This is a genomic window from Methanosarcina barkeri MS (assembly GCF_000970025.1).
Taxonomy (GTDB): Archaea; Halobacteriota; Methanosarcinia; order Methanosarcinales; family Methanosarcinaceae; genus Methanosarcina; species Methanosarcina barkeri.
The window spans coordinates 2431282-2454732 of the sequence record NZ_CP009528.1; the positions used below are offsets into that span (position 1 = coordinate 2431282).

Below are 23451 nucleotides of genomic sequence, written 5' to 3' on the forward strand. Positions count from 1 at the left end.
ATCAGGATATTCGTGACCATCTGCGCTCCCATAGTAATAAAGTCAACCTCGGCTTCTGAAACAAACAAACCCTGGTATGCCTGACTTTCTTCACACAGTTTATCTTTAGACTTTTTAAAAAATTATTTATTATCAACCCTATTTGGGCTATTTCTTCCTGAAGGTGCTCGGCGCTGTTCCTATCGAATTCTTCGGCTAAAATTGGACCCCTCTTGTTTCCTTTAAAATATAAATCCGGTTCCGGTCCGGATTTTAGCAAATTCGGCGGGATCTTCAAAGTTTGTGAAACTCATTTCCGGCGTCCTAGAAGTTGGAGTTAAATTTATGGGAAATGAAAACCTTCTGGTCTTCCGTGAAGTTATGGTTTTATACAGTTAAAAAGTAGTATGATTTTTAATAAACTTAATCTTTATTTGGATTTAATTTGACAAGCAAGAAAAGTCTATTTTATTATTATTATCGCTATCAATTCGTTGTGTTTTGTCCTGAAATTATTTCGCTTTGAAACTTTTTTGCTTTTGTTCATTTTGATCCAACGGATCTTTTTACCGTTAAGTTTCACATAAGGGATTGCAACCAACATAATTAACGTAAAATAATTTTGAGATAAAACAAACTTCGAATTTTTTTATTTTACATGATCGTGCTCCTTTACTATAAAGAATTAAAATTACTCAATGTTTAGCTTATACTTTACTTGCTGTTATATTATTTTTTTAAATTTCGATACAATTTAAATCTGCGAAATTATTTCAGGACATAATAAAATTCTTTTTGACTTATTAATCCTCTTTTAAAACCCCATTTGAGTATACTGGAATATGTGTATACAGTACAGGTTAGGAGAACTAATGAGGCAACTAGGAGATATGTTGAGAAGCATGGCTATCAGTACTATGTAATGAGTCATAACTATAACCTGAAATAGCTCATTTCTACTAAATTGTGGAGACTTCGTCGGCTCTTACTGGAAATAAAGAGCTGTCTTAAGATCCAGTATTATATGACTTTCTCATGGTCCTTATTATTAAGTTTGTAATAATTGAGTACAGTGTTGAATGGATTTGTAGTATTATATTCTTTTTTTTTTAGTTTGTAAGAATTGAAAATAGTGTTAAATGAATTTATAGTGTTATCATCTTTTAGATAATAAGATAAAGTTTTATCAAGCTTTAAACTTCCATCACGTTTTTTATTTAATTTTTTGAAAATAAGTATGTTTATAAGATAATTTCTCCTGTAATTTTTTACTACGTGTACTCCCGAATAAAACTAAAAAAAAACAGGAGGATTATATGAAAAATAATAGTAAGTCTATACTGAAAATAACAATATCTGTTTTTACCGTATTAATGGTACTAGCTTTATTGTCTCAAGGAGTCTGTGCAAAATGTATTGTAACCAAGACTCCTCTAGGTGCAGGAACTCCTCCGGCAACGCAACGTCTAACCGGCGGACATAATCGTATTGATTATACGGCGGTAGCCGCTTCGCGTACTGATCCAAGAATAGTACGATTTAAGGATTTATCAAAAGGTAAAGAGACATACATCAGATGGGACTTTGGAGATGGAACCCATAAACAAGGAACAAAAATTACTTCATCACTAAAATATCCGGTTCACAAGTATTCAAGAACTGGTTTTTATATTAGTTGTCTGACTATAAAATGCAAGGGGTATAATGGAAAACTGTGGGTTCATAAAAATATTGTTATTAGATAAACTTGGAAAAGTTAACATTTACTTACCTTTTCCAGCTTTTATAAGCAGTGTTTTTATATTGAGCTTATGCCAAAACTCAAAATTAATTATCTGAATCCTGTATTCTGAATTATCAGTAAAGTTTCAGATCATGAAAAATAAATCACAAAAACAACTTTAAAAATTTATTAATGTAAAGATAAAACTGGTTTTGGGATGAGCTCAGTAATAAAATTTTTTGCTATATTTTTGCTTAAAATCACAATCAGCCACTGCTATATTATTTTTATTACCTGCTTTCTTACTGTTTTTGCATTTACTCTCTTTGTCGAAATAAGTAGGGTATTCATATTGTCTATGTAATAATTGCCCCCTATAAATATCCTCAAAAAATACGTAATTTTTAGTCTCTAACTTTGCACACCAATTTTTTTAGAAATCTACCACCCAAAGACTACATAGGACCTGAAATGCTTCCTAAAATATGTTTCACGACGTATATTATTTTATTAATATAGTATTTGTATATATATTTATTGTGTTTTTATTATATTATATTAAAAAATATTAGTTTACAAACCCACCTATTTTCAGGCTGATTATTCCAAGCAAATGATCACAAATCACATGATGACCCTGCCTCAAACCAATTTTGCCCTCAAGCCAGTAAGTTTTCAGAACTACTTTTCATGATCAAAAACTCAATTTATAATTTGGAATACAAATTTTAGAGAAGAAATTTGAGTTCTTAGATCAGCTCATAATCTGAAGCTCGATTAAATATTCAGAATACGACTTCATAGACGCAGTTTTGATTTTAGGGATTAACTCTATATTTGATTCAAATAGCAATACGGAAGAAGAGAAGCTTTACGAGAAACCGATTACAAAGTTTAAGTCTTTGATTGAAAAATTGAAGGCATAAAAGCATTATTTAAAAAACTTAAAAATTATTTAAAAAACTTAAAAATTATTTAAAAAATTTAAAAATTAGTTAAAAAACTTAAAAATTAGTTAAAAAACTTAAAGATTAGTTAAAAAACTTAAAAATTAGTTAAAAAACTTAAAAATTATTTAAATAATTTATTGTATATTCCGAAAATCGTGCTTGAGATCTGTTTTTGTTTTGTGTTCCTCGAGATGCTGGATATGAAAGGATCAACCACCCTGTTATAAAAGGCCTTTGAGAGTTCTATGCCCGTCATGTCGACGTACTTGTAAAACAAATAGCTCAAGGGTATTATTAATAATACAGACAAAAAACACGAAATAAAAACAGCTATCCAGTATGGCAATATCTGGTGCAGTGCGAGGAACAGTGCGCAGGTAAAACTGCTTATTATCAGGAAATGTATCAGGTACAGCGAATAGGATATTTTTCCGAGAAACACTGGCACTGGAGAGGAAAATACTTTTTGCATCCATTGGCTGTTCAATAAGACATACAGAATCATGCCGGCGCCCAGGATATGATATGTCAACTTTGGGATCTCAAAGAGACCGTTATTGAGAAAAGCGTATAATGAATCGTTTGTTACAGTGCCTATAGGATACGACCCGAGAAATAATCCTGAAAACAGTATAACAGATAATATTATTTTGTTATCGGTTTTAAATATATCGGTTTTAAATATCGAGGTTTTACTGTTGAACATGTCAGCAAATCCCATACCTATAATAAAGGCAAAATAGTAAGAATTGAAGAAAAGCACTGATGCAGCAAGGTAGAATGTCCAACGGTTCCGTTTCACTCCGAACAGTAAGGCCATTGCGAAAACAAGCATAGACCCATAAAATTCTGTTGTCATTGTCCATAAAACCGGATTATATGTATCGTCTCCTGTAAAAAATGATCCCCACAACGCTTGCTTAACCGCATCGACAATGTCTGGAGTAAAAGTCCAGTAGTTGTCGTAATTATTATTTCCAGAAACCATTACGGTTTCAATATAGTAATGGAATACCCCAGTTGATGCCAGTAAAAACGATAATATTGTTACTACCAACACCGGAACAAACAACCGGATATATCGGCGCATTGCGCCGCTTATAATTATTTTTTTGTCCCTGTTTTTAAAGTATTTTTGGGTTAATACATAGCCACTGAGAACAAAGAAAATGCAGACCGAAAAATTCCCGGCACCAATTAATCCCAGGGGTGTACTCGAGAAAATCTGTTCAATATTTCCCATATGTGAAGGCATACGATCACTATAAATCATCGCCGGGACTAATATAATGAAGAAATGCATTATCATCACATTAATCGCAGCTACGCCACGCAGCCCATCAAGATAGTATATCTTCTCGGTCATACTTATTGCTCAAAGAGAATTTTACTTAAACAGAATCTAAAAATTTCCATAACAAAATCGCATTTAATGGCCGGATTTAATAAATGAGGTTCAACTCCAGCTTAATTGCGTAACACCTGTAATTATTTTTTGGTAGATCTTTCCTGAATAACGAGAGCTGCAGATAAAATAAGTCTTTCCATTTGTTCCAGTTCCTGTCCTAATGAGTTTAGCTTTCGAGTCTGAGGGAATGTAAAGTAAGTATTGATGTTTAGCACTGAATTCCAGATCAAGGCTTATGAATTAGAAAAATCCCCTTTTTTGCTTATGTTTTCTAACGTAAAAAGAGTCTAGAATATACAGAGCAAAGAGGATAGTCGTGGAAATCAGTTTTATAGGAATCAGTTTTATAGAAAATGTTTTTCCATTGAATTTAATATTCCGAAAATTGAATGAAAATAAAATGAAAATTTAGAAGATATAATAAAAAAATATAGAAGTTAAATGAAAAATTCCGAAAAGGGATTCCCTTGAATCCAAACAATCTTTGTCTATTTTTTCTAAATACCATAAACTTCAATCTTTCAGGATGGTACTTCCGTCATCACAGTTAGCTATGAACACCCCATTGTCCAGGATGCCTCCGGGAACATTAATTATTCTGTCCTCTATCCAGATTCTGTAATTCTCAGAAATTAAACATCCAATATCTTTTTGAAATATTGACGAGTGTTTGAAGTAGTTCAATTTTACAGTATCAGAGGTTTCCTCATATAGTCCACATTCTTTAAACTTTTTATTCATATAGACGTCAAATGTGCCGTCATCGTGGAGAATAAAATGGGTTGTCTTGTTGGTGTATTTTCTGGGCATAGGGATCACACTGTTAATACATTAAGTTATATGAATTCGTTTTTCAACTTCATAAACTGAGTGTTGCTTTGATATGTTTCTATTTCATGTATATAATATTTTTGTTTTTATTAATATCTTTTTAACAGCACCTTTTTACATCCACAAACTTCCGTAATCGGTAAATGAAAGTTATGGCAATATAGTTTTTCCCGAAACTGTTGCCATCTGGATAAGAGCTTTTGGGCGGTTGCCCTTAAAAGATTTCTCAAGATTTGAAATCGCAGTTATCTGCCAATCACGCAAACCATTTTTCTTCAATTTGGGAAGATCCAGTAGCTTTTCCTGCAAAGGCCTGTTTTAAGTAAGATACCCCTCAAAAGTTTCAGGCCTGTAGAAAGAAAAATTTCCATTTTCCTCAAAAAGGAAAAACAGGAGTTTTTCAGAACTGATAAGGAAAAACAGGAGTTTTTCAGAACTGATTAATAACTCACGTGCACTCTATAAATTATTGTTATTTAATTTCTTCTTAAAAGAAATACCATTGCCAATATCATTACGAGGCTTGCCGCTCCAAATCCAGGTATATCAGGAACAGAAATGGTAACGGACTTATCTTTAGATGCGGATGGTTCAGGGTTGGATGGTTCAGGGTTTGAATCATCTACATGAATAGGGAGATCAAGCATTTTATCTTCTCCATCATTTTTATTATTTCCAAAATAATAAATTACCCTGCCTGTAACATCAAAATCCCCAACCTGGTTGGCTGCAATCCTCACTTCAATATCCCTTCCCTTGCCGGGTTCAATGTCATAAGTAGTTGTGTACTGTCCCGCACCGGACTCAACAAACTCTGAAGAAGAGACACTCATCCCAGACGGAGGAATAATAATCGCCTGGACATGCATGGTAGGCTTTGTGATAAAATTCACAGCCGAAAGCTTGAACAGGATGTCTTCTCCCTTAAGAACTGACGTTTTTTCGCCATGAAGGTCCACACTTGCAGAAGATTTTTCCGGCTGGTCGACTGAGGTTTCTTCAGGTTCTTCTTGTGTGTTTTCAGGTTCTTTACTATAATAATTGTTTATAGTAGTTTTTTGCGTGTTAGTTTGTGAATTATCATAATTATTTACAATAGTTGTATCATAATTGTTTAACGCATCAGTTTGTATGTTTTCAGGTTCTTTTGTCGGATCGTTTGCCTCTTCGTCCTCAGTTCCTTTTACATCCTCTTTGCTTTCTTCAGAAACAGCTTCTCCTACATAATGATTTACCAGTTTGGCTTCAACTCTACACATGGAGATTTCTTCCCCTAACTCATTGAAGTATATGCTACCATATCCTTTTGATGAGTCTGGATTTACATAATACAAACTGAGCATCTGATTACCATTTTTATCTTCCCATGTATCACAGTTCCATGTCGGCTGTTTATCTTTCACGGTATCAAATACTGTAATAATATAGTTATCAGATACTGGGATACCAGCAATGAAATCAGTTATTTCTTCTTTTGTTGGGAGATCTTTGTTTTCAGTTGCTGCTACACACGATATCAGCAGAGCGAAGATTAAGAAGACACCTGTTATTTTTAGTGGCAGTTTCATTTTAACTCCTGTTCAATCTATCGTAAATAATTTGTATAATCTGAATGATGACATCATAATGAAGTACAAAAACATACACATACCAGCTATGAAGTAAAATGGTCCATTTGTTAGGTTTTATTACAAAAATAATATTTCCTCAGTTTGATACTATAATTCATACCTTTGTGTCTCATTTTCCCATGGTAAAATTGATTAACTCTCCTGATTGTGAAAAGTTTCACTGATTTTGTAATAAAGCCAGTGTCTTGAAAATTTAATTGTTGGTCACATGTTATCCCTGAATCATTTTCTGTTGATAAAAAGTTATCAAAGATTATGCTCAATAATTAAATTGCTATGACACTAGATTTTTTGCAACGGAACCGAATTAGATATCTATGCATATGTCGCGGAAGAAAAAATTTGTGCAGTGGCTACTGATGCAGTGGATGAAAAGACAATAAATAACAAAAGAAAGGCGGTTGAAGCTAAAACTACCAGGCGTGATTTTTTTGTTGTCATTATATTCTCGTCCTTTACAGTATTTTCAAAAAAATAGACTGAATAAATTAGTTGTATAAAGAATCTATAAAGCTTTCCATTTTATTCTGCTCCGCATAAAAATGCTTAAATTTAAATAGAGAAAGTAATTCAATTTACTTTATTTATGACTGTTGTTAAGTAAAGAATCGTGACAAATTGCGCCAATCCCCTTAATATTTTTCAAATACTTTAATAGATCATGAGCTAGAACAAGATCTCTATTTCATGTAAAGAGGCTATAATTTAAAGCCAGTTTCTAATGCAAAATAGATATCTCAGGCACGAAAATTCCTTAACCGATGACCAATGGAGATTATTTCTAAAAATCAAGGAATAAACTGCTAAATATGAGATTATTTCTAAAAATCAAGGAACCGAAGGCTAAATATTGGAGTAGTTACAAATTCTATTTTAATGAGCCCTATGGCAAACCTGTCTGTTTGAATATCTTCATAAACTATGAAATACAATAGTAACTAGGGGTGAATAATTGTGAATAAGTTAATGAAAATAGTGGGTTGTATCTTAGCAATAATAGGATTCGCCTGTGTTTTAAAATACATCATGCATTGCAAAGAACGTTATTCTTTGTGTGACTGGCATAAAACAAAAGAAGAAGAAAAAACAGCCGGTTCAACTGTATCGCATAAAATAAAAGTAGAAGATGAAGAAAAAAGACATGGTACAAGGTATGGCTCTAATCCCATCCGTTATTAAGTGCCATAAGACGTCTTTATTTTTTATCAGGGGATTAAGCACCCTGATTTCTGGCGTTTCTCCTAAAAAGTAAACGAGCAACGTTTTATACCATTTTTTCTTTGTTTAATGTATCTATTTTCATGTATTTCTCATCCATTTCCTGTTTACACTTATCTTTGATTGTTTTGACCTCTGTGTAAATAAGCATGCTTTCTTTTCTAATTCCCTTGGTAGACTCTATATGCATTACAGCTGCATCTACATCTACACCTTATTCAATAATGTTTCTACTTTACGCCACTCTGTATACTTAATATCCAGCTCTTCACCAAGTTTATCTTCAAGTTCAAAGATTTCATTTCAGAGTTTCATAATTTGGCTGTCTATCTCTTCTTTTGCAGACGCTATTTTCTCCCCCATATATTGATCTTACTTTCCTCAGATGTCTTCAAAAATAACATTTTACCTATTATTGTTTTTGGATAATTATATTAAATTTGCAGTTATTACCTCAACTGAAACTTCAGGAAATGGTTGCCGGAAGTTTTCAATGAAGGCAAAAGGCCTAAAACGGTGGGATATTTCAAAAATATACGAATAAATTTTAAAAAATTTGTCAAAAGTAAAAGTACTTCAAAAAGTGATAAATGAAAGTAGAAAATACATTTATAAGTACGGACTATCCTAAAAAAGAATAATAAGATTTGAAATTCTCTTAAGAAAGGACTGTAATAATAAAATACTGAGTCCTCAAAGTCAATAAAGGTTAAATTAAGATTAAACAAAAAAGAACAGAGGTTAATAAGGGTCAACAAAATCTAAATGGTTAAGCTTCAAATTGAATATTAGCTTAAAATTACGTAGATTTTGACTTGATCTGTTGATTTCCTAAATTTCACAATCGCAAGATGTGAGGAATAAGATGAAAACAAAAATAATTGTGCTGCTTCTTATATTCGGCGCCGTTTTATTTTCAGGATGCACAGGGAATGAACAACCCTCAACAGAGAAAAATGCAACCCCTGAAGAAACCGCAACTCCTGTGGAAAATACAACTATTGTAGATACACCGGAAGAAAATGCAACTGCCATAGAAACCGAAACCTCGGAAGAAAATGTAACTCAGGAAAATGTAACTCAGGAAAATATAACTCAGGAAAATATAACTCAGGAAAATGTAACTTTGGGAAATAATGGAAGACTCAATATCTCAACTTCTGAAATTAAGGACACCCCATATCTGTTAAGACTGATCAATAACAGAATAAGTTCTTCAAGTCTTGAAATAAAGAAAGGAGAATCAGTTTCTTGGGTAAACATGGAAGACAGCCCAAAAAGAATTCTTACTCTCGCGAGTGAAGAAAAGCTCTTTGATGATACAAGACTTGCGTACAAACGTGCTTTTACATATACCTTCAACGAGACCGGAGACTACCGCTTCAGTGTTATCGGCCAGCCCAGAATGAATGTTACCGTTAGTGTGGCTGAACCCTGATAAATAGTTCCTAAAAAATGAAGAGTCAAAAGTTCAGGGAAAATCGGGCTTGATAAATGTTCTAACTATTTGCAGGAAAGGCCGATAAAATTTCGGCCGATAAAATTTCCTGGCAATCTATTTTTCAAATTTTTTAAATCAGGACATTTCTGGACAAATATACATCTTAATTTGCTTCTCCTTAAGTGTGCATGTTCTTTTTTAAAGCTTTCTGAGACCTTTAGAGATACGTTCCTAAATAATATACAAAGTAACATTAAAATAAGTTCCTTATTGCTAAAATAAGTTCCTTATTGCTAAAATAAGTTCCTTATTACTAAAATAAGTTCCTTATTATATGATCTAGATTAGTGCTTATCATCCAAAATTCACACCTTCACTTCAAAAATAACTCAGGTTTAAAGGACTGTTCTAAGAAAGCATTATTATTTATAAATGGCTTATATTAAATTGGGAATACAAAAGGTAGATTAGCAATAAGGGGAAGGGGATTGAAAACAAAACAAATAATTTTACTCCTGATGGCCCTATCAGTAATAATATCAGGCTGCCTGAGCTCGGAAAACGAAAAGGATAATGGGAAAAAAGACCGAGAGGCAAGCGGCAGTTCAGGAGGTTCACAAAGACAAAGAGAAGTGAGAACGCCTGTAGGAATGCAGGAAGAAACGTGGACGCCGGAAAAGACGGAAACTGAAGGGGAAATGTGGACACCGGAAGAAACGGGAACACAGGAAGAAATGGGAACTCAGAAAGAAATGGTAACACAGGTAGATTTAGACACTCCAGAAGAAGCGGAAATTTCTGGAATGACTAATGAGCCTGAGATGGAGCAAACAGAAATCTGGACCGGGGAAAAGGGGCAAGCTGGAGCAAACCAGCCTGGTGAAACCGTACCGAAGTCACACCTTGTAAGGCTTAAGAATTATCTTATGATCCCTTCAAGCCTGAAAATTAATCTCGGAGATACAGTTGTTTGGAGGAACTACCAGGAATCCAGTGTTCTTACCATGACCAGCAAGAAGCACCTTTTCGAGGACCAAAGGCTTGCATATGGAAATACTCTGGAGTACACGTTCAATGAGTCAGGAAGCTACAATTTCAGTGTAAAAGGATATCCGAAAATGCAGACGACCATCACTGTAAAATAAGATCCCAAAGTATAGCAGTTCCAAATGACATATAAAACTATAGTCGAAGGCACAACAAAGGTTTCAGTTCCGGTACCGCCTCCGGATGCAACCTTCCCTCCCTCGGCAGCTCCGGTTTTTTATAATCCGGAGATGGAACTTAACCGCGATATTAATGTTGCAGCCACGGCTGCATTTGTGAAAAGGCTTCTTTCGAGAAAAGAACTTCTCAGGGAAGAAGTTCATTATGTGGACGCTTTTTCAGCGTCAGGAATAAGGGGACTTCGGATTGCAGGTGAAGTAGGGATCCATGCTACCATGAATGACTGGAGTCCTGAAGCACTCGAACTTATAAAGGAAAATATTAAAATTAACGAGCTTGAGGAAAAGACCCTGGCTACCCGTAAGAGTGCAAATGTGCTGCTTCACAAGCAAAAATACCATATCGTGGACCTCGACCCCTTTGGTACTCCTGCACCCTTCCTGGACGCGGCATCGGCCTCGGTCAGGAGTATGCTGTCGGTTACCGCAACAGATACGGCTCCCTTATGCGGGGCTCATCTGAAAGCCGGGATACGAAAATATGCGGCTGTACCTCTTAACACTGAATACCATAGTGAAATGGGGCTTCGAGTTCTCCTGGGAGCGTGTGCCAGAGAGCTTGCAAAGCATGAAAAAGGGATGTTACCTCTGCTTTCCCATGTGACACGCCACTATGTTCGCGCGTATCTTGAGATTCTCCCCGGAACAAAACAGACTGACCGAACTCTAAAATCAATGGGCTTTAGCATTCATTGCCCGAAATGCGGATTTCGAGGGCCTGTATACGGACTTGCAGTACATATAGAAAAAGAATGCCCTGTTTGCGGAGCTTCCACACAAATTGCAGGGCCTCTATGGCTTGGGCCATTCAGGGAACAGGCATTCTGTGATGAGGTTATTTCCGAACTTGAAGTGCATCCTCTAAACACAAGGGATAAAGCAAAAAAAATAATTACTTTCTGCAGGGATGAACTCGATATCCCGATGTTCTATGACCAACATGTGATCTGTAAAGAACTTGGAGCTTCTGCAACCGGAATAGAAATCCTGATAGAAGCCCTTAAAGCCAACGGATTTGAAGCATCAAGGACTCATTTCAGCGGTACTTCATTCCGAACCGATGCGCCTATTACAGAAATTAAGGAAATAATCAGGGCGCTTTCAGAGTGAGTTCCTTAGATAAAAATGCAAAGGTAAAAGTAAAGGTTGGTAACTGTTTCAGTATTATATAAACCATATAAACCACTGAAGAATCTCAGTATTATATAAGCCATTGAAGAATACTTAAAGTGCTTTGACTCAGATCTAGAAGTAACCCGCTAGAGAAATTCCAATGTGATATTATGTCCGACGAAAATCCAGAAAAGTTATTTTTGCAGGAAAAACCCACTCGTGCGCTATTGTTTATAGGCTCAATGGGGAAGACCTATGCGTCTGTTATTTCTAAAGAGATAGACTCCACCTTTGCTCATACAACAAGGATCCTCGCGAAAATGGAACAGTGCGGACTTATAAGATTCACATCTGAAGGGCGGATAAAGTTTGTTGAACTTACAGAATACGGAAGAGAGGTTGAAGCTGCTCTTAAAGAGTTCAGGGATTTAATTGAAGAGGAGCCTTTGAAGGATAAGAACGAGGAGTTCCAGGATACAGGTCCTGAAAATGAAGAAGCTGCAGAAAATGAAGGCGGTAAAGAACCTGAACAGGTAGAAGAGCTTGACCCTCTGAGCGCTGAAATTTTTGAGAAGATTCAAAAACTCAGAAACAAAATCGAAAGTATACATAGGGACGCAATAGAGCAGAGAGATAGTAAGGATACGATTTCTCGGAAACTTGGCCCTTATAGTCGGGATATTAAAAAACTCCAGAACCAGATTGAAAGGGCAGAAAGCCCCATTAATGAGACTGTAATCTCAGCTCTGGAAGAAAGTGAAAAGCTTCTGGAAGCTTACCTCAGGAGCTGAGGAATAATTCAGTTCCCGGTAAAAACAAAGCAGAAGAGAGAATTGGTAGGAAAAATATGATGAAAGTTGTAACCCTCCAGCATATTTACGGAAAGAACCGGGAAAGAATGGCTGGACTTTTGAAAACTCTGGTTGAGAACGAATTGAAAGACCTTGAAGTAAAATTTGAGATTTCCATTACCCCTGAAAACTGGGCCGAGTTCATCCTTGAAGGCGAGGATGAGGAAGTGTCTGCAAATCTGCTGACCTCCAGATATGGGACGCCTGCAAAGAAAGCTGAACCTGGAAAGGTTTATATGGGATTTCTCCAGGCTTTCGGAGAGGACGCTTTTCTGGTCAATATTGGAGTGCCTGTAAAAGTTGAAACCGAAGAACTGAAAGCTCTGGGCAGCGGAAAGCCAAAACAGCTTGCATCGAGATTCGGTCTCATACCCCATTTGCCGGCTGAGGTTGAGGTTATTGAGGCTAATAAGAATTTAAAAGCTCGTTTCACCAAAAAACAGCTTGATATCTGGTGGAGCTGGATAAAGGCAGCTACTGATAGGGTAACTGTTAACGGGGCAACCCGCTCGGAAATCAAAAGCGCAATTAAAAAAACAGGTCATGGAAGGGACATTTACGAAATCGAGCGCCTTGGGCTTCTGGAACATACAATCGTGTGCCGAGAAAAAACCGACGGGCCTGGTATAGTTGCAGCAATAGGACCTCGTCTGAAATCCGAGATGGGAGTCGTAATCGGAACTTCTCGCTGACATCTCATTCTGACAAGGAAAATAGACCGAAGCTCGAAAAAAGAGATGGGCCAAAAAAAATTTTATAAGCCATTTTATAAGCCAGTTGATTTTAAGAATGGATTGCGGCTTAAGACCCTAAGTTGTTAATAATAATACAAATGTAATGCTATCAGCGCGGTAAAGAAATTTATACTGTTATCTTAAAAAGGCAGTGTTCATGCCCTGATCCGTAACATTCGGTCTCGGTAACTCTGCACTCCTTCTCAAGCTTTCCTTTAAGAATTCCCTCAATAATGCCTTCCGTTAAGGTGCAAAAGGGTTTTCCTGTTACCGGTGTTGATCTGGCTTTGAAATTGTCTTCAATCTGAAGAGCAGGGAGGTCCACAAGTACGGTAACCCTGCACTTCCTATGGAATTCCAGAAAATCCCCGATTTCTCTCAGGAGTTCTTCAGGGGTTTCTGATTTAAAATTAGGGGAAATAGATCTTCCGAGATCGGTTCCTATCATTTTTACAACAGGGGTATTATCAATCCCATATGCTTCAAAGCCAAAGTAAAGCGCATGGAGCAGGATTTCTGTAAAACAGAACCTATCGTTTCCGCATGAAGGAACCTTTTCCAGTAAACTTCTATAATTCTCAATGAAAGGCTCCTGAGAGCAGCCCATGTAGCGGGAAGTGAGAGAATAAATCTTTCGACGGCGATCTCCTGGATCAAAGTTTTCTTTCACAAGCTCGCATGACCTTAGATTGTTGAGGTGTACGGAAATAGTTGATTTGGCTTTTGCTGTAAATTTTACGATTTCATCAAACGACCTGGGTTCTTCCCTGAGCAAATTAAGGATCTGGAGTTTAACAGGACTGCCTATTGCTACCAGTCCGGTGTCATTATAAAAAAATTCTGTTTTACTCTCAGGTTTTGCCATAATATCTTTAGATAAGTTGCATTTAGAATATATAAATCGTTCGCACGTCCACGAATGATTTCATAATATATATATTTATAAATTTATAAAATTGATGATTTGTATGAACGAGCCCGAAAAGAAAAATATCTTGTTTGGAAAAAGGAAAGGTTGATTCGGGAATAGATAGATCTTATTCAAAAAGAGAATTAACAGAGGAAGGAACAAAAGCAAATGACACATTTATGACGATTGTTCAGACAGCAAAGAAACTGGGTGTAATTGCATATCATCATATGTAATATATTAGGCAGCACATTCTAGATGCCATCTCTGGTTCAACGAATCAGAGAAAAAAGCTCACTGAATGGAAATTGAGAGATTTCCACTCAATTTGAAGAGGATACGTTGTCCTCAGGAGTAATGGGTTGGTATGCATTCGTGCCGGGATGGAATGCGTTCACGTCATATTGAACATGGATCACGCTGTCTAGGGGTTCATTGAGGTTAATGGAATAAGAAAAGATCTCAAAGGTAACGGGGCTAAAGGGTGATGGAGGCTATATAAAAAAGGATTGGGGCATTTCGATGCCTTTCTCCTGGATATTCATATTAAACTAGCCAGACAGCTATATAATGAGACATTTAGAAGGTAAGGTCAATTTCCTTAATCACATCCTCGATAATTAAAAGACCTTTTTCTAACTCTTCCTTCTTGATGTTTAGCGCGGGAAATATCCTGATTCCATTACCCTGAGTTTGAGTGACAAATACACCTCTTGCCAAACACTCATTTTTGACATTTGTAGCGATGTCTTCGCTCTGGAATTCGACCATAATAAGAAGCCCTTTTCCCCGTATGTCGGCAATTACATTCCCATAAATTTTTGGCCATAAACTCATTTTTTCCAGGGCAAAAGAGCCCATTTCTTTCACATTTTGGGAAATGTTGTTATCTATAAGATATTTTATCACTGCATAGGAAACGGCACAACCAAGAGGGTTGCCACAGTATGTACCTCCGTGGTCGCCTATTTCGAGTTTCTTTGCGACGTTCTCAGACAAAGCAAAAGCACCAAATGGGAAACCACCTGCAATTCCTTTTGCCATTGTCATAAAGTCTGCTTTCGCACCACAAGAACTTGTAACAAAAGCTGGCCCTGTTCTGAAAAATCCGGTTTGGATCTCATCCACGATCAACAGGCTGCCATTCTTATTACACAGGCTGCTTACCTCTTTCAGGTATCCTTCAGAAGGTATGTGAACTCCACCTTCTCCCTGAATAGGTTCAAGAATTACTGCAGCAACATTCTCGTCCAGGGAACGTTTCATAGCTTCCAGGTCATCATAGGGTACGAACCGATAATTAGGCATCAGAGGACTATACCTATCTCTATGCTTGGCCTGACCTGTGGCCGATGTAGTACTAATCGTACGACCATGAAAGCTTTGATCTGTAGAAATTATGTCGGGCCTGCCTGTTACCTTTCGAGCCAATTTAATGGCAGCGTCATTTGCTTCAGCTCCGCTATTTGTGAAGAATACTCTTGTAAGATTGGGAGGCAGAATTTCTACGAGTAAGGACAGTAGACGTGCACGTGCCGGGGAATATGTAAGTCCCGAATTGGGGTTTTGAATTATTTTTTTTCCCTGATCGATCAAGGCCTCAGTGATAACCGGGTTTGCATGACCAATACATGTTACACCCCAACCTGCTGTGAAATCAATATACATCTTCCCTTCTTCATCCCATACATAAACTCCATCTCCTTTTTCAATGGAGATTTTCTGCTTCACGAAGAAAGGCGGGAGGCACTTGTCCTCGATTTCAAATGTTGTCTTGCTTGACATATAACTCATTTCCTCTATAACCGGAAGAAACTTGAGGGTAGCACCTGAGAAATGCTTATCTCAGACCAACTGTCCGGTATCGCTAAATTCAATTGAAGTTATCCCACTTTATCAATCTGTTGATATCTGAAAGTCGAACATTAATATAGGACTTACGCACTTGAAAAGAAAAATCAATTACAGCAAAGATTGTGGATTAAAGTCACATTTTAGATAATTAGCGGCCTGATGCTGTTGATTCTTCAGTTCAACTGCGTATAAGTTCTAAGCATATTTGAGATCAACAGTTGTCTCTTGAGGTAAAAAGATGAATGAAAAGTTCACAGCTTGGTGTGGGTTATGTTGTATCGATTGCATCCCTTCTAACAAGGATTTGTTTGATCTCGTTCATAAACTTGAAGAAACACTTTCCAATCTTCAGTTTGATGAGTATGCAAAACTTAAATCTGAGAAAAATCCTGTCTTTGAAGAATATCCGGTATTTATCAGGTTACTTAAGGAAATCGAATCATTAAAATGTCCTGTACCTTGCAGAGAAGGAGGTGGAAAACCTGTCTGTGAAATCAGGAACTGTGTGCAAGGTAAAGGATACCTCGGATGCTGGGAGTGCAGCGATCGCTGTAGCTGTACTAAACTTGATTATTTGAGGTCCGTTCATCCGAATTTAGACTACCACTTAGACTTAATTGGCAAATACGGTCCAGAAAGATGGTTTTCAAAACGTGGAATCCATTATAGGTGGCAAAAAGAAAGTACTGAAAAAACAAAACCATAGTTAGTATGGGATCTATTTATTCGTCATCGATAAAGATTCGTTTCTTTCTTCTACTTGTTAGTTTGGGATGATGAAGAGACTCAGCTGACCTAAAAAATGGATAATATTTGAAGAAAAAACGAACTAATTTTTTGACCCAAATTTTGATTTAGAATCTATCCGAAAAGTAGAATTACTACATTCTAGGGCAATGTTGAGTAGTGGCAACACGAAAAAACGTACAGGACTATGAGCTCTCCGACGAGTTCTGGACTAAAACCAAACCATTCTTACCTCTTCCTAAACCTAAAAAGAAACCTGGAAGACCTATAGTCATGAGGATAAATAATGCAACTACTCAATAAGGTACAATGAGCTTTTGTTGCAATAACTACAGGCGTGACTATAGAAAAGATGATAAGAGAATCTTGAGTGGTATTTTCGATCTTCTTCATACTGGCTGCCAATGGAAATCTTTGCCACGATTTTATGGAGCTTCAAGTACTGTCCATGATCGATTTCAAGAATAGCAAAGATCCGGATTATTTGAGAACATGTGGAAAGCTGGTCTACTGGAATGCGAGCATAAAAATGGATTATAGTGGGAGTGGCAAGCACTTGACGGTGCTATGACAAAAGCACCATTAGGTGGAGCTGGGATCGGATATCAGAAAATTGGTTAAAGAATATGGTCATACTGCCCATATTAAAAGCCGTGGAGAAGAAAACATAAGAATAGAGAGACCAAGTTTTAGGGCAAGAAGATGGGTTGTAGAAAGGACATATTCCCTGGATAAACAGATTCAAAAGACTGCTTATAAGATGAGAAACGAAAATCGAGAATTACTTTGCTATGCTTCATTTCACATGCGCATGGATAACATTCAAAGCAGCAGGACTTTTCGGATATGTTCTTAGTCTTTGATTTTTATTAAAATTGTTCATAAAAGCGAAATTTAAAAATAATTTTACATATATAGTTTCTGTATCTGCGAGCAAGGTCCACGAAAACTAGGATTGAATCTTGTAGTCAACGAGCTAAGCAATGGGAACATACATGAACTACAATAATATGACAAAAGATGATTTTGACAGAATTCTTTATGCACGTATTAAAGAGGAAAATCTTGAATCAATAGTCAATATTCCAGGAGTTTATGAAATAGTATCTAAACACTTCGGTAGTGATAGACTTCGTAACGAAGAAATTACTCAATCAATAGTTAAAATTCCAGGTGTTTATGAAATAGTATCCAAACATTTCAACAATGATATACTTGAAATGTGGGAGTATGAGCAATATATAAAGGTCAAAGATATTGTAGAAAAAATTGGTTTGTGGAATCCAGAATTCCAACGAACCTCAGTGTTATTAAAATTACTAAATGAATTAATTGAAGTGCTTTACGGTACTCTGGATCTAAAACTGGATAAATATGTCAACCTTCGTGCACTTCCGGTTAGAGAGTTTTTTAAAGATGTCGTGGATAAATATTCAGACTACCCTATCTGGACATGTGATTTTGAAGGATCATGTCTTGTTGGTGCAGAGAAGTTTGAAATCGAACCTGTTGATTCAATTCTCCAGCGTTTTGAGGATGATGAATAACATTTGATAAAGAACTTTTATATGAAGAGGCGTAAAACCCCTGTTTCTTTACCTCAGGGAATATAAGCATCAACGTCTCTCCTATTCTTTTCAGTATTCTTTAACTTCATAGACCATCGGATAATTTAATATTAAATTAAGGTATGCGAAAACCAGGCAATCTTTTTTTAAGAGTTTACCATCAGGCTCAGTAGGTTGTAGAAAAACCTTCGACTCTAGCTTGTAACTACTTAAAGCCGAAACGAGCGAAAGAGCAAGACTCAGTACTGACGGTTCAGCTGGAATTAAAGCCTTTGGAGATGCCGATGGTCATCTATGATGAGGAAGCCGCTAAGTCTTTAGCTTAGTGGCAGGTCACAGTAATCAGAAAGCCTATCATATAATGACTTTGTAAATATGTTTCCCAATCGTAGCAATGATAATCTTGGAAACAAAATCAAACAAGAGCCTATCCGGAAAGTATTGTAACCCACTAACTTCTACATATGCTATCACAATCTAAACGGATGAAAGACACAGTTGTTAATTACCTTTACAAATGCTTTGCGTTTTTTCACGTTACTTATCACCCTAAAATCAGATGCGAAGGTGGAGTTTGAATCCACGAATACCTTCGTAAACGGATCTTAAGTCCGCCGTCTTTGACTGTGTTGAGCAACCCTTGCATGTTGGCTTGTTTACTTTTAGATAATATTTAGTCCTAGATGTTGTACTCTGAACATGGTGATTCAGACGAAAAATTGAATGTACTTTTTCCCTTATATTTCGCCTCTTTTTATATCCAAAATCCACTATCTCTCGAATTTCCCCATCAGAACTAACCATAACTATAAATCAGGGTTATTCAAAATAGCCATTTGTGACCTCTGAAGAAACTGTACGGGCGGAAATCCTTGTATCCGGAAGGGTACAGGGCGTGGGTTTTCGAAGATTTGCAAGAAACGCAGCCCAGCGTCTGGGTGTAGAATCTAACCCCAAAAATTTAAGAGACGGCAGGGTTTTTGTCATTGCCGAAGGCAGACCTGAAGCTGTGGAACTTTATATAAATGAACTCAGGAAAGGACCCATGTTTGCACACGTGGAAGATGTCGATGTCACTTTTAGGGAAGCCCTTGGAAATGTTTACCAAGCCTTTTGAAAAAAGGCTTGAGCGAAAAAGCAGGAAAAAGCGTGGTAAACGCCTCTTCAGCTTTTTTTCAACCTTTTTGAAAAAAGGCTTGAGCGAAAAAGCAGGAAAAAGCGTGGTAAACGCCTCTTCAGCTTTTTTTCAGGATCTTTGCAATAATCACAATTCCTACAAGATTGACCAATCCTATCAAAAGGTATCCTATCAGGTGCGTTAAGCTCGAATTAGATTTTCCAGATTCCTTTTTTGAGAACCCAGCAGTAGAATTTTTTCCAGAACCTGAATCTGATTCTGAACTTTCTTCACTACTTTCTTCGATTTTCTGCCCTTTTTCGGTGAATTCCAGTACCGAGTCGGTTTCAAGAGTGAGCTCTTTTTCCTGTTCTTCAAGGCTGTTTCCGGAATCAAGAGTAGCACTGACCGTATAGGTGCTTTCCGGCTCAAGCCCAAGGAAGAGGAACTCGTCATCATGTTGCAGGGAAGCTACAATACTTCCATCCTTTACGTTTCCTTCCTTTACGTTTCCGTCTTTCCCATTCCCATTCTTCCTGAGTTCTACAGAACCCTTTTCCGGAAGCTCTACCTTCAGGTTTACGTGGTCTGTCAAAAGGATTTGTTTCCCTTCTGCAAACCTTGGCCGGTCTGGAATATCAAGAACTCCAAGCAACGTTGGAGCAAAGTCTTCCTGACCGTGCTTTCCCCTGATAATTCCGCTTTCAACGTCCTGGGTATGCACTATAAGGGGAACGAGCTGTGCTTCATCTGTATCCGTAAATTTTTTGGACTGGTGTCCACCCTTGGAATCATCTTTGGAAAAGCCCATTCCATGGTCTGCTGTCAGTACAAAGGCAAGGTCATTTTTCTTGCAGAGCTCATAAAGTGAGGAAATATCGTTATCAAGACATTCGATGCAGTCTATATACCCATAATTATCACGGTGGTGCCCGCTTGAATCTACAGCGCCTACATTAATAGTGAGCAAGTATTTTTGTTCCGGTTTGTTTCTGGCCATATACTTAACAATATTGCACGCAGTTTCGACTCCCCATCGGTTATATCCACTATACTTTTCCCGTGTCTCTTTTGATGTGACATATCCGGGAGCTTTGTCAGCAGCTTCTTCCATAACCTGTAAAAGCCCTTCAGGTGTCTCTGGATTGTCAGAGGAAGGCTCGTGTTGCTCGAGAATAATTTTTATTTTATTTATGGAGTTATTTTCATCCCTGAGAATAACATCCTGCTCGGCACGGATTGACCAGGAATCCCCTCTTTCCATAACCGCAATACAGAGATAGCCTTCCCTGTGTAGAATATCGAAAACAGTGGCATCTTTAAAGCTTACAAGTTCACTGTCTGCACCCGGATTTCCTGTGACAAGGACAGAATGTCCTCCTTCGGTAAAAGTCTGAGGTGCTCGGAATTCCAGAACCCTTGCGCTCTCTTTACTTATTTCCGGTATATTCTCAAGTTCGGCTTTTTCAAGGGGTGTGCCGTCGAGTGCATGTGGCGTAAGTTCAGGATAGATAAAAGGTGCACTTAGACCGTCTACAATCAGCACGACTGCACTCTGAGGTGTGTTAACAGGATTTGCCTCCACTTCGGTCAGTCCAGAGGCAGGGGCTGGAAAAATAAAAAAGACACTAAGCATTACAAGAAAAAATAGAACTGAGAAAGATCTGGGTTTTCGGACAATCTGAAACATTATAAATTATTTTTAATTCAAGTTATAAAGAATTTACCTTTTAAAGATAAACTTTCTGCCTGATATCCTGTAATTGCAATCTATTTTACAGGAACTTTGCATGAGCTGTCAGCAAAAATAAAACACTCCGTACCAATTTTCAAGTTCATGGGACTGCAAGCTGTACTCCTTGCACTATTCATCCTGACTTTGACAGTATCCACTAATTGGTACTGACTATTTCCCTTCTTTTTTATCCCAAATGGACTTGACAATTTGTTTAAGTTTATAAAAATTTGTTATATATTCTATGTAATTCCATTCATTTTTGCTACTATCAAGCTATTGATCCGATCAAAATTCGCAACAATATAATTTTTGACTCCATTTATCTTGAACTTGACTGTAAGTGTCAAATTCTTCAAGCTTTTTTTAATGAATTTTGTAGATATGTGTTTTAGGTCCTCAAATTCATATCGCATCAGCGATATGAATTATTGAGCGATAAACCCAAGGATAATCGCTCCATAAATGCCATCATCCGACCACACTCTCAACGGTTTAATGTTGATTTCGTTCTTCAATGAATGGAATATTTCTCAATAAAATCCTTTTTTCTGTATGTTATCAACGCATCTTCAAGTGTCAAATCTCTGTTTGATTTCAGACCGAAAAATCCTTCTCTCCCATTAATCAGTGAAGCTTTCAATAGTTCTATAACTTCCTCGTCACTAAGCTCTTCGAGCTTAGTTCTAAAAGAGTAATTAATCTCAATCAACTCATTATTTACTCTGAATTTCTTAGGAAGCTTTTTGTTATCTATGACAGCTTTTAACTCACTCACTCCAACTGTTATCTGCAACTTGTCAGGTCTGTGATCTCTGCTATATCCGAATTTACCAAGGTTGGCTTTAGTCCCGTGAAGAACTATACTCGTCCAATCCAGGTTTATGTTCGTCTCTTCAAAACCATAAGTAGAAAATAGAGAGTCCAGAATATCACACAGAATTTCCTTTTTGTTACGTCCCAAAAGCTCAAGAGTTCTGTAAAGAACTCTTTCGTGAAAACTTTCAAGGTTTAAGACATCCAGAATTTCTTTTTGATTTAACCATTTGCCAGCTTCTTTGATGCTAAAATTATCAGTCAGCTTGTAGCTTAACAAACCGATTACTAAACTATTGAGATCAAGACCCTTACTTTTATGTTTACTAAAAATATCACAGAAATTAAGCTTTTCATAAAAATATTGGACAGCAAGAATAGATCCGATAGGAACACATATATTCTTGTTAGGAATTGAGGGAAGGCTCTTTGTTTTGTGATGTTTATTGGATCGAATCATACAAAACAGAGAGCACTTATTTTTATGTAACTGTCAAAGTCAGGACACATTCACTTGCATGTGCATTTTTTACATTAAATCTTCCTTTTTACTGCTTAGGGCTTGTCACAAAATAAGTTTATTTGCTGTCCACACTCTTTTGATTTGAATGCGTAATTCTATTCTTTGTGAAACGATATAATTTCTAGCAACTCGTTTATATGTGTCTCTGATCCAAACAAAGACATACATCAAGAAACAGTGAACTAAGGATAAGGAGCCTGAAAATATACTCTCAAATTTTCTTTATTATCTCCAGACAGTTCTTTGCTTCCCTCAGAGGATAATCCTTACAGTTCGTATTAGACTTAAACATTGCAATTCTCAGCAGGCCGTAAGCCATATAAAACGGGATAACTTTAGTTATTTTTCGGAATTCTTTTTCATCTTTGCTGTAATGCCTCAGAAAATGGTGAATATAAGGCTCTGCTTTCTGGCTCGATCCCTTCCGCGCAAAATAGTACTTAAGTTCAGCACAAAGTATCCCTAGATCACATGCAAAATGCCCGTGTCGGGATGCGAGGTCGAAGTCCAGTAAATACGACCTTTCCTTATGGAATACAAAGTTTACAGGAGTAGAATCGTTATGAATCATACAACCGTTTTTTATGTCCAGGAGGGAACTATGCCACCATTTTCCAAGCAAGCGTTTATATTCTTTTTTCATACGCCGGTTGATTTTGAGGTGATTCAAAACATAATGAAATTTTGAAAATTCATTTTCTTTATCATAATATGTCTGCGTATTTTCGTGAAGCTTTCGAAGCATATCTGCTATAAGTTCTAACTTTTCTTCAAGCTCCTTCCTGTGCTTGAAGTACCAGAATAAAGGTTTTCCGGATACATATTTACTGACCAGAACACAATTAAAATCTTTATTTATTGCAATAGGTTCAGGAACATCAATTATTTTTCGAGCTTTTTTAAGATCCTCATACTCTTTCTTCATTAAACTGTAACTGTCATATTTTTTGATCACTCCCGTAGGTACTGCAAAAAATTTGGCTATAACAGTGAGTTTTTCCCCTTTAAATTCATATTTACAGATCCTATGCGATGCATGACTGAGTTTAAACATTCGAACTTCACAACCCTTATTC

20 protein-coding genes and 2 pseudogenes are annotated in these 23451 nt (G+C 36.8%); 12 read left to right on the top strand and 10 right to left on the bottom strand.

The genetic code is table 11. From position 1 onward, the window contains the following. Nucleotides 1-1295 precede the first annotated feature (1295 nt). On the top strand, nucleotides 1296-1724 hold the full coding sequence (locus MSBRM_RS09870) for a PKD domain-containing protein (RefSeq protein WP_048117351.1): 429 nt from the start codon (nucleotides 1296-1298) through the stop codon (nucleotides 1722-1724). A gap of 1049 nt (nucleotides 1725-2773) precedes the next feature. Here MSBRM_RS09870 and MSBRM_RS09875 read toward each other — a convergent pair. The 4 genes from MSBRM_RS09875 to MSBRM_RS09885 form a co-directional block, all read right to left on the bottom strand. Beyond that, the gene (locus tag MSBRM_RS09875) at nucleotides 2774-4018 is read right to left on the bottom strand and encodes an acyltransferase family protein (protein WP_048117348.1); all 1245 of its coding nucleotides are present in this window, start codon (nucleotides 4016-4018) and stop codon (nucleotides 2774-2776) included. 555 nt (nucleotides 4019-4573) lie between these two features. Continuing rightward, a complete protein-coding gene (locus tag MSBRM_RS09880) occupies nucleotides 4574-4870 on the bottom strand; it encodes a hypothetical protein (protein WP_048117345.1) in 297 nt (98 codons plus the stop codon). A 171-nt stretch (nucleotides 4871-5041) separates the two neighbouring features. Beyond that, complete coding sequence (locus tag MSBRM_RS22105) at nucleotides 5042-5200, bottom strand: DEAD/DEAH box helicase family protein (protein WP_243684534.1); 159 nt, start codon at nucleotides 5198-5200, stop codon at nucleotides 5042-5044. Nucleotides 5201-5367: 167 nt separating this feature from the next. Continuing rightward, nucleotides 5368-6459, bottom strand: a complete 1092-nt coding sequence (locus MSBRM_RS09885; protein WP_048117339.1) for a hypothetical protein — start codon at nucleotides 6457-6459, stop codon at nucleotides 5368-5370. Between the two features lie 1017 nt (nucleotides 6460-7476). On the opposite strand from MSBRM_RS09885, the gene MSBRM_RS09890 reads away from it, so the two are divergent. Next, nucleotides 7477-7701, top strand: coding sequence for a hypothetical protein (locus tag MSBRM_RS09890; protein WP_048117336.1), 225 nt, complete (start codon nucleotides 7477-7479; stop codon nucleotides 7699-7701). Nucleotides 7702-7786: 85 nt separating this feature from the next. On the opposite strand, the gene MSBRM_RS21325 is transcribed toward MSBRM_RS09890, so the two are convergent. Further along, entirely contained in the window at nucleotides 7787-7930 is a 144-nt protein-coding gene (locus tag MSBRM_RS21325) for a hypothetical protein (RefSeq protein WP_230668819.1), read from the bottom strand. A 675-nt stretch (nucleotides 7931-8605) separates the two neighbouring features. Here MSBRM_RS21325 and MSBRM_RS09900 point away from each other — a divergent pair. The 5 genes from MSBRM_RS09900 (at nucleotide 8606) to MSBRM_RS09920 (ending at nucleotide 13063) form a co-directional block, all read left to right on the top strand. Beyond that, nucleotides 8606-9178: a hypothetical protein gene (locus MSBRM_RS09900; RefSeq protein ID WP_048155545.1), complete on the top strand. Its 573-nt coding sequence runs from the start codon at nucleotides 8606-8608 to the stop codon at nucleotides 9176-9178. Between the two features lie 491 nt (nucleotides 9179-9669). After that, nucleotides 9670-10326: a cupredoxin domain-containing protein gene (locus MSBRM_RS09905; protein ID WP_052712812.1), complete on the top strand. Its 657-nt coding sequence runs from the start codon at nucleotides 9670-9672 to the stop codon at nucleotides 10324-10326. Nucleotides 10327-10350: 24 nt separating this feature from the next. Beyond that, nucleotides 10351-11517 (top strand): tRNA (guanine(10)-N(2))-dimethyltransferase, encoded by a 1167-nt coding sequence (locus tag MSBRM_RS09910; RefSeq protein WP_048155551.1) that lies wholly within the window; start codon nucleotides 10351-10353, stop codon nucleotides 11515-11517. Between the two features lie 173 nt (nucleotides 11518-11690). Next, nucleotides 11691-12311: a MarR family winged helix-turn-helix transcriptional regulator gene (locus MSBRM_RS09915; RefSeq protein WP_048117325.1), complete on the top strand. Its 621-nt coding sequence runs from the start codon at nucleotides 11691-11693 to the stop codon at nucleotides 12309-12311. Nucleotides 12312-12367: 56 nt separating this feature from the next. Beyond that, complete coding sequence (locus tag MSBRM_RS09920; RefSeq protein WP_048117322.1) at nucleotides 12368-13063, top strand: DUF2110 family protein; 696 nt, start codon at nucleotides 12368-12370, stop codon at nucleotides 13061-13063. A gap of 169 nt (nucleotides 13064-13232) precedes the next feature. Here the strand turns inward: MSBRM_RS09920 and MSBRM_RS09925 are convergent, their stop codons facing one another. Continuing rightward, nucleotides 13233-13970, bottom strand: a complete 738-nt coding sequence (locus MSBRM_RS09925) for a V4R domain-containing protein (RefSeq protein ID WP_048117320.1) — start codon at nucleotides 13968-13970, stop codon at nucleotides 13233-13235. A 134-nt stretch (nucleotides 13971-14104) separates the two neighbouring features. Here MSBRM_RS09925 and MSBRM_RS20345 point away from each other — a divergent pair, with 134 nt between their 5' ends. After that, nucleotides 14105-14251, top strand: coding sequence for a hypothetical protein (locus MSBRM_RS20345; protein ID WP_155396454.1), 147 nt, complete (start codon nucleotides 14105-14107; stop codon nucleotides 14249-14251). 343 nt (nucleotides 14252-14594) lie between these two features. Here MSBRM_RS20345 and MSBRM_RS09930 read toward each other — a convergent pair whose 3' ends face one another. Beyond that, the gene (locus tag MSBRM_RS09930; RefSeq protein WP_230668821.1) at nucleotides 14595-15809 is read right to left on the bottom strand and encodes an aspartate aminotransferase family protein; all 1215 of its coding nucleotides are present in this window, start codon (nucleotides 15807-15809) and stop codon (nucleotides 14595-14597) included. Between the two features lie 298 nt (nucleotides 15810-16107). On the opposite strand from MSBRM_RS09930, the gene MSBRM_RS09935 reads away from it, so the two are divergent. The 4 genes and pseudogenes from MSBRM_RS09935 (at nucleotide 16108) to MSBRM_RS09950 (ending at nucleotide 19301) form a co-directional block, all read left to right on the top strand. Beyond that, nucleotides 16108-16575 (top strand): DUF3795 domain-containing protein, encoded by a 468-nt coding sequence (locus MSBRM_RS09935; protein WP_080941447.1) that lies wholly within the window; start codon nucleotides 16108-16110, stop codon nucleotides 16573-16575. Between the two features lie 200 nt (nucleotides 16576-16775). Further along, nucleotides 16776-17479 (top strand): annotated as a pseudogene (locus MSBRM_RS09940) (transposase). 120 nt (nucleotides 17480-17599) lie between these two features. After that, entirely contained in the window at nucleotides 17600-18163 is a 564-nt protein-coding gene (locus tag MSBRM_RS09945) for a hypothetical protein (protein WP_230668823.1), read from the top strand. Between the two features lie 859 nt (nucleotides 18164-19022). Continuing rightward, nucleotides 19023-19301 carry an acylphosphatase gene (locus tag MSBRM_RS09950; RefSeq protein ID WP_048117310.1) on the top strand — a complete coding sequence of 93 codons (279 nt, stop codon included), beginning with the start codon at nucleotides 19023-19025 and terminating at the stop codon, nucleotides 19299-19301. 118 nt (nucleotides 19302-19419) lie between these two features. On the opposite strand, the gene MSBRM_RS09955 is transcribed toward MSBRM_RS09950, so the two are convergent. The 3 genes and pseudogenes from MSBRM_RS09955 to MSBRM_RS09965 all read right to left on the bottom strand — a co-directional run bounded on the left by MSBRM_RS09955 (nucleotide 19420) and on the right by MSBRM_RS09965 (nucleotide 23429). Further along, nucleotides 19420-20886 (bottom strand): sulfatase-like hydrolase/transferase, encoded by a 1467-nt coding sequence (locus tag MSBRM_RS09955; protein ID WP_230668825.1) that lies wholly within the window; start codon nucleotides 20884-20886, stop codon nucleotides 19420-19422. 392 nt (nucleotides 20887-21278) lie between these two features. Continuing rightward, a pseudogene (locus MSBRM_RS09960) lies at nucleotides 21279-22299 on the bottom strand (hypothetical protein). A 287-nt stretch (nucleotides 22300-22586) separates the two neighbouring features. Then, the gene (locus MSBRM_RS09965; RefSeq protein ID WP_230668827.1) at nucleotides 22587-23429 is read right to left on the bottom strand and encodes a phosphotransferase; all 843 of its coding nucleotides are present in this window, start codon (nucleotides 23427-23429) and stop codon (nucleotides 22587-22589) included. Between the last annotated feature and the right edge of the window lie 22 nt (nucleotides 23430-23451).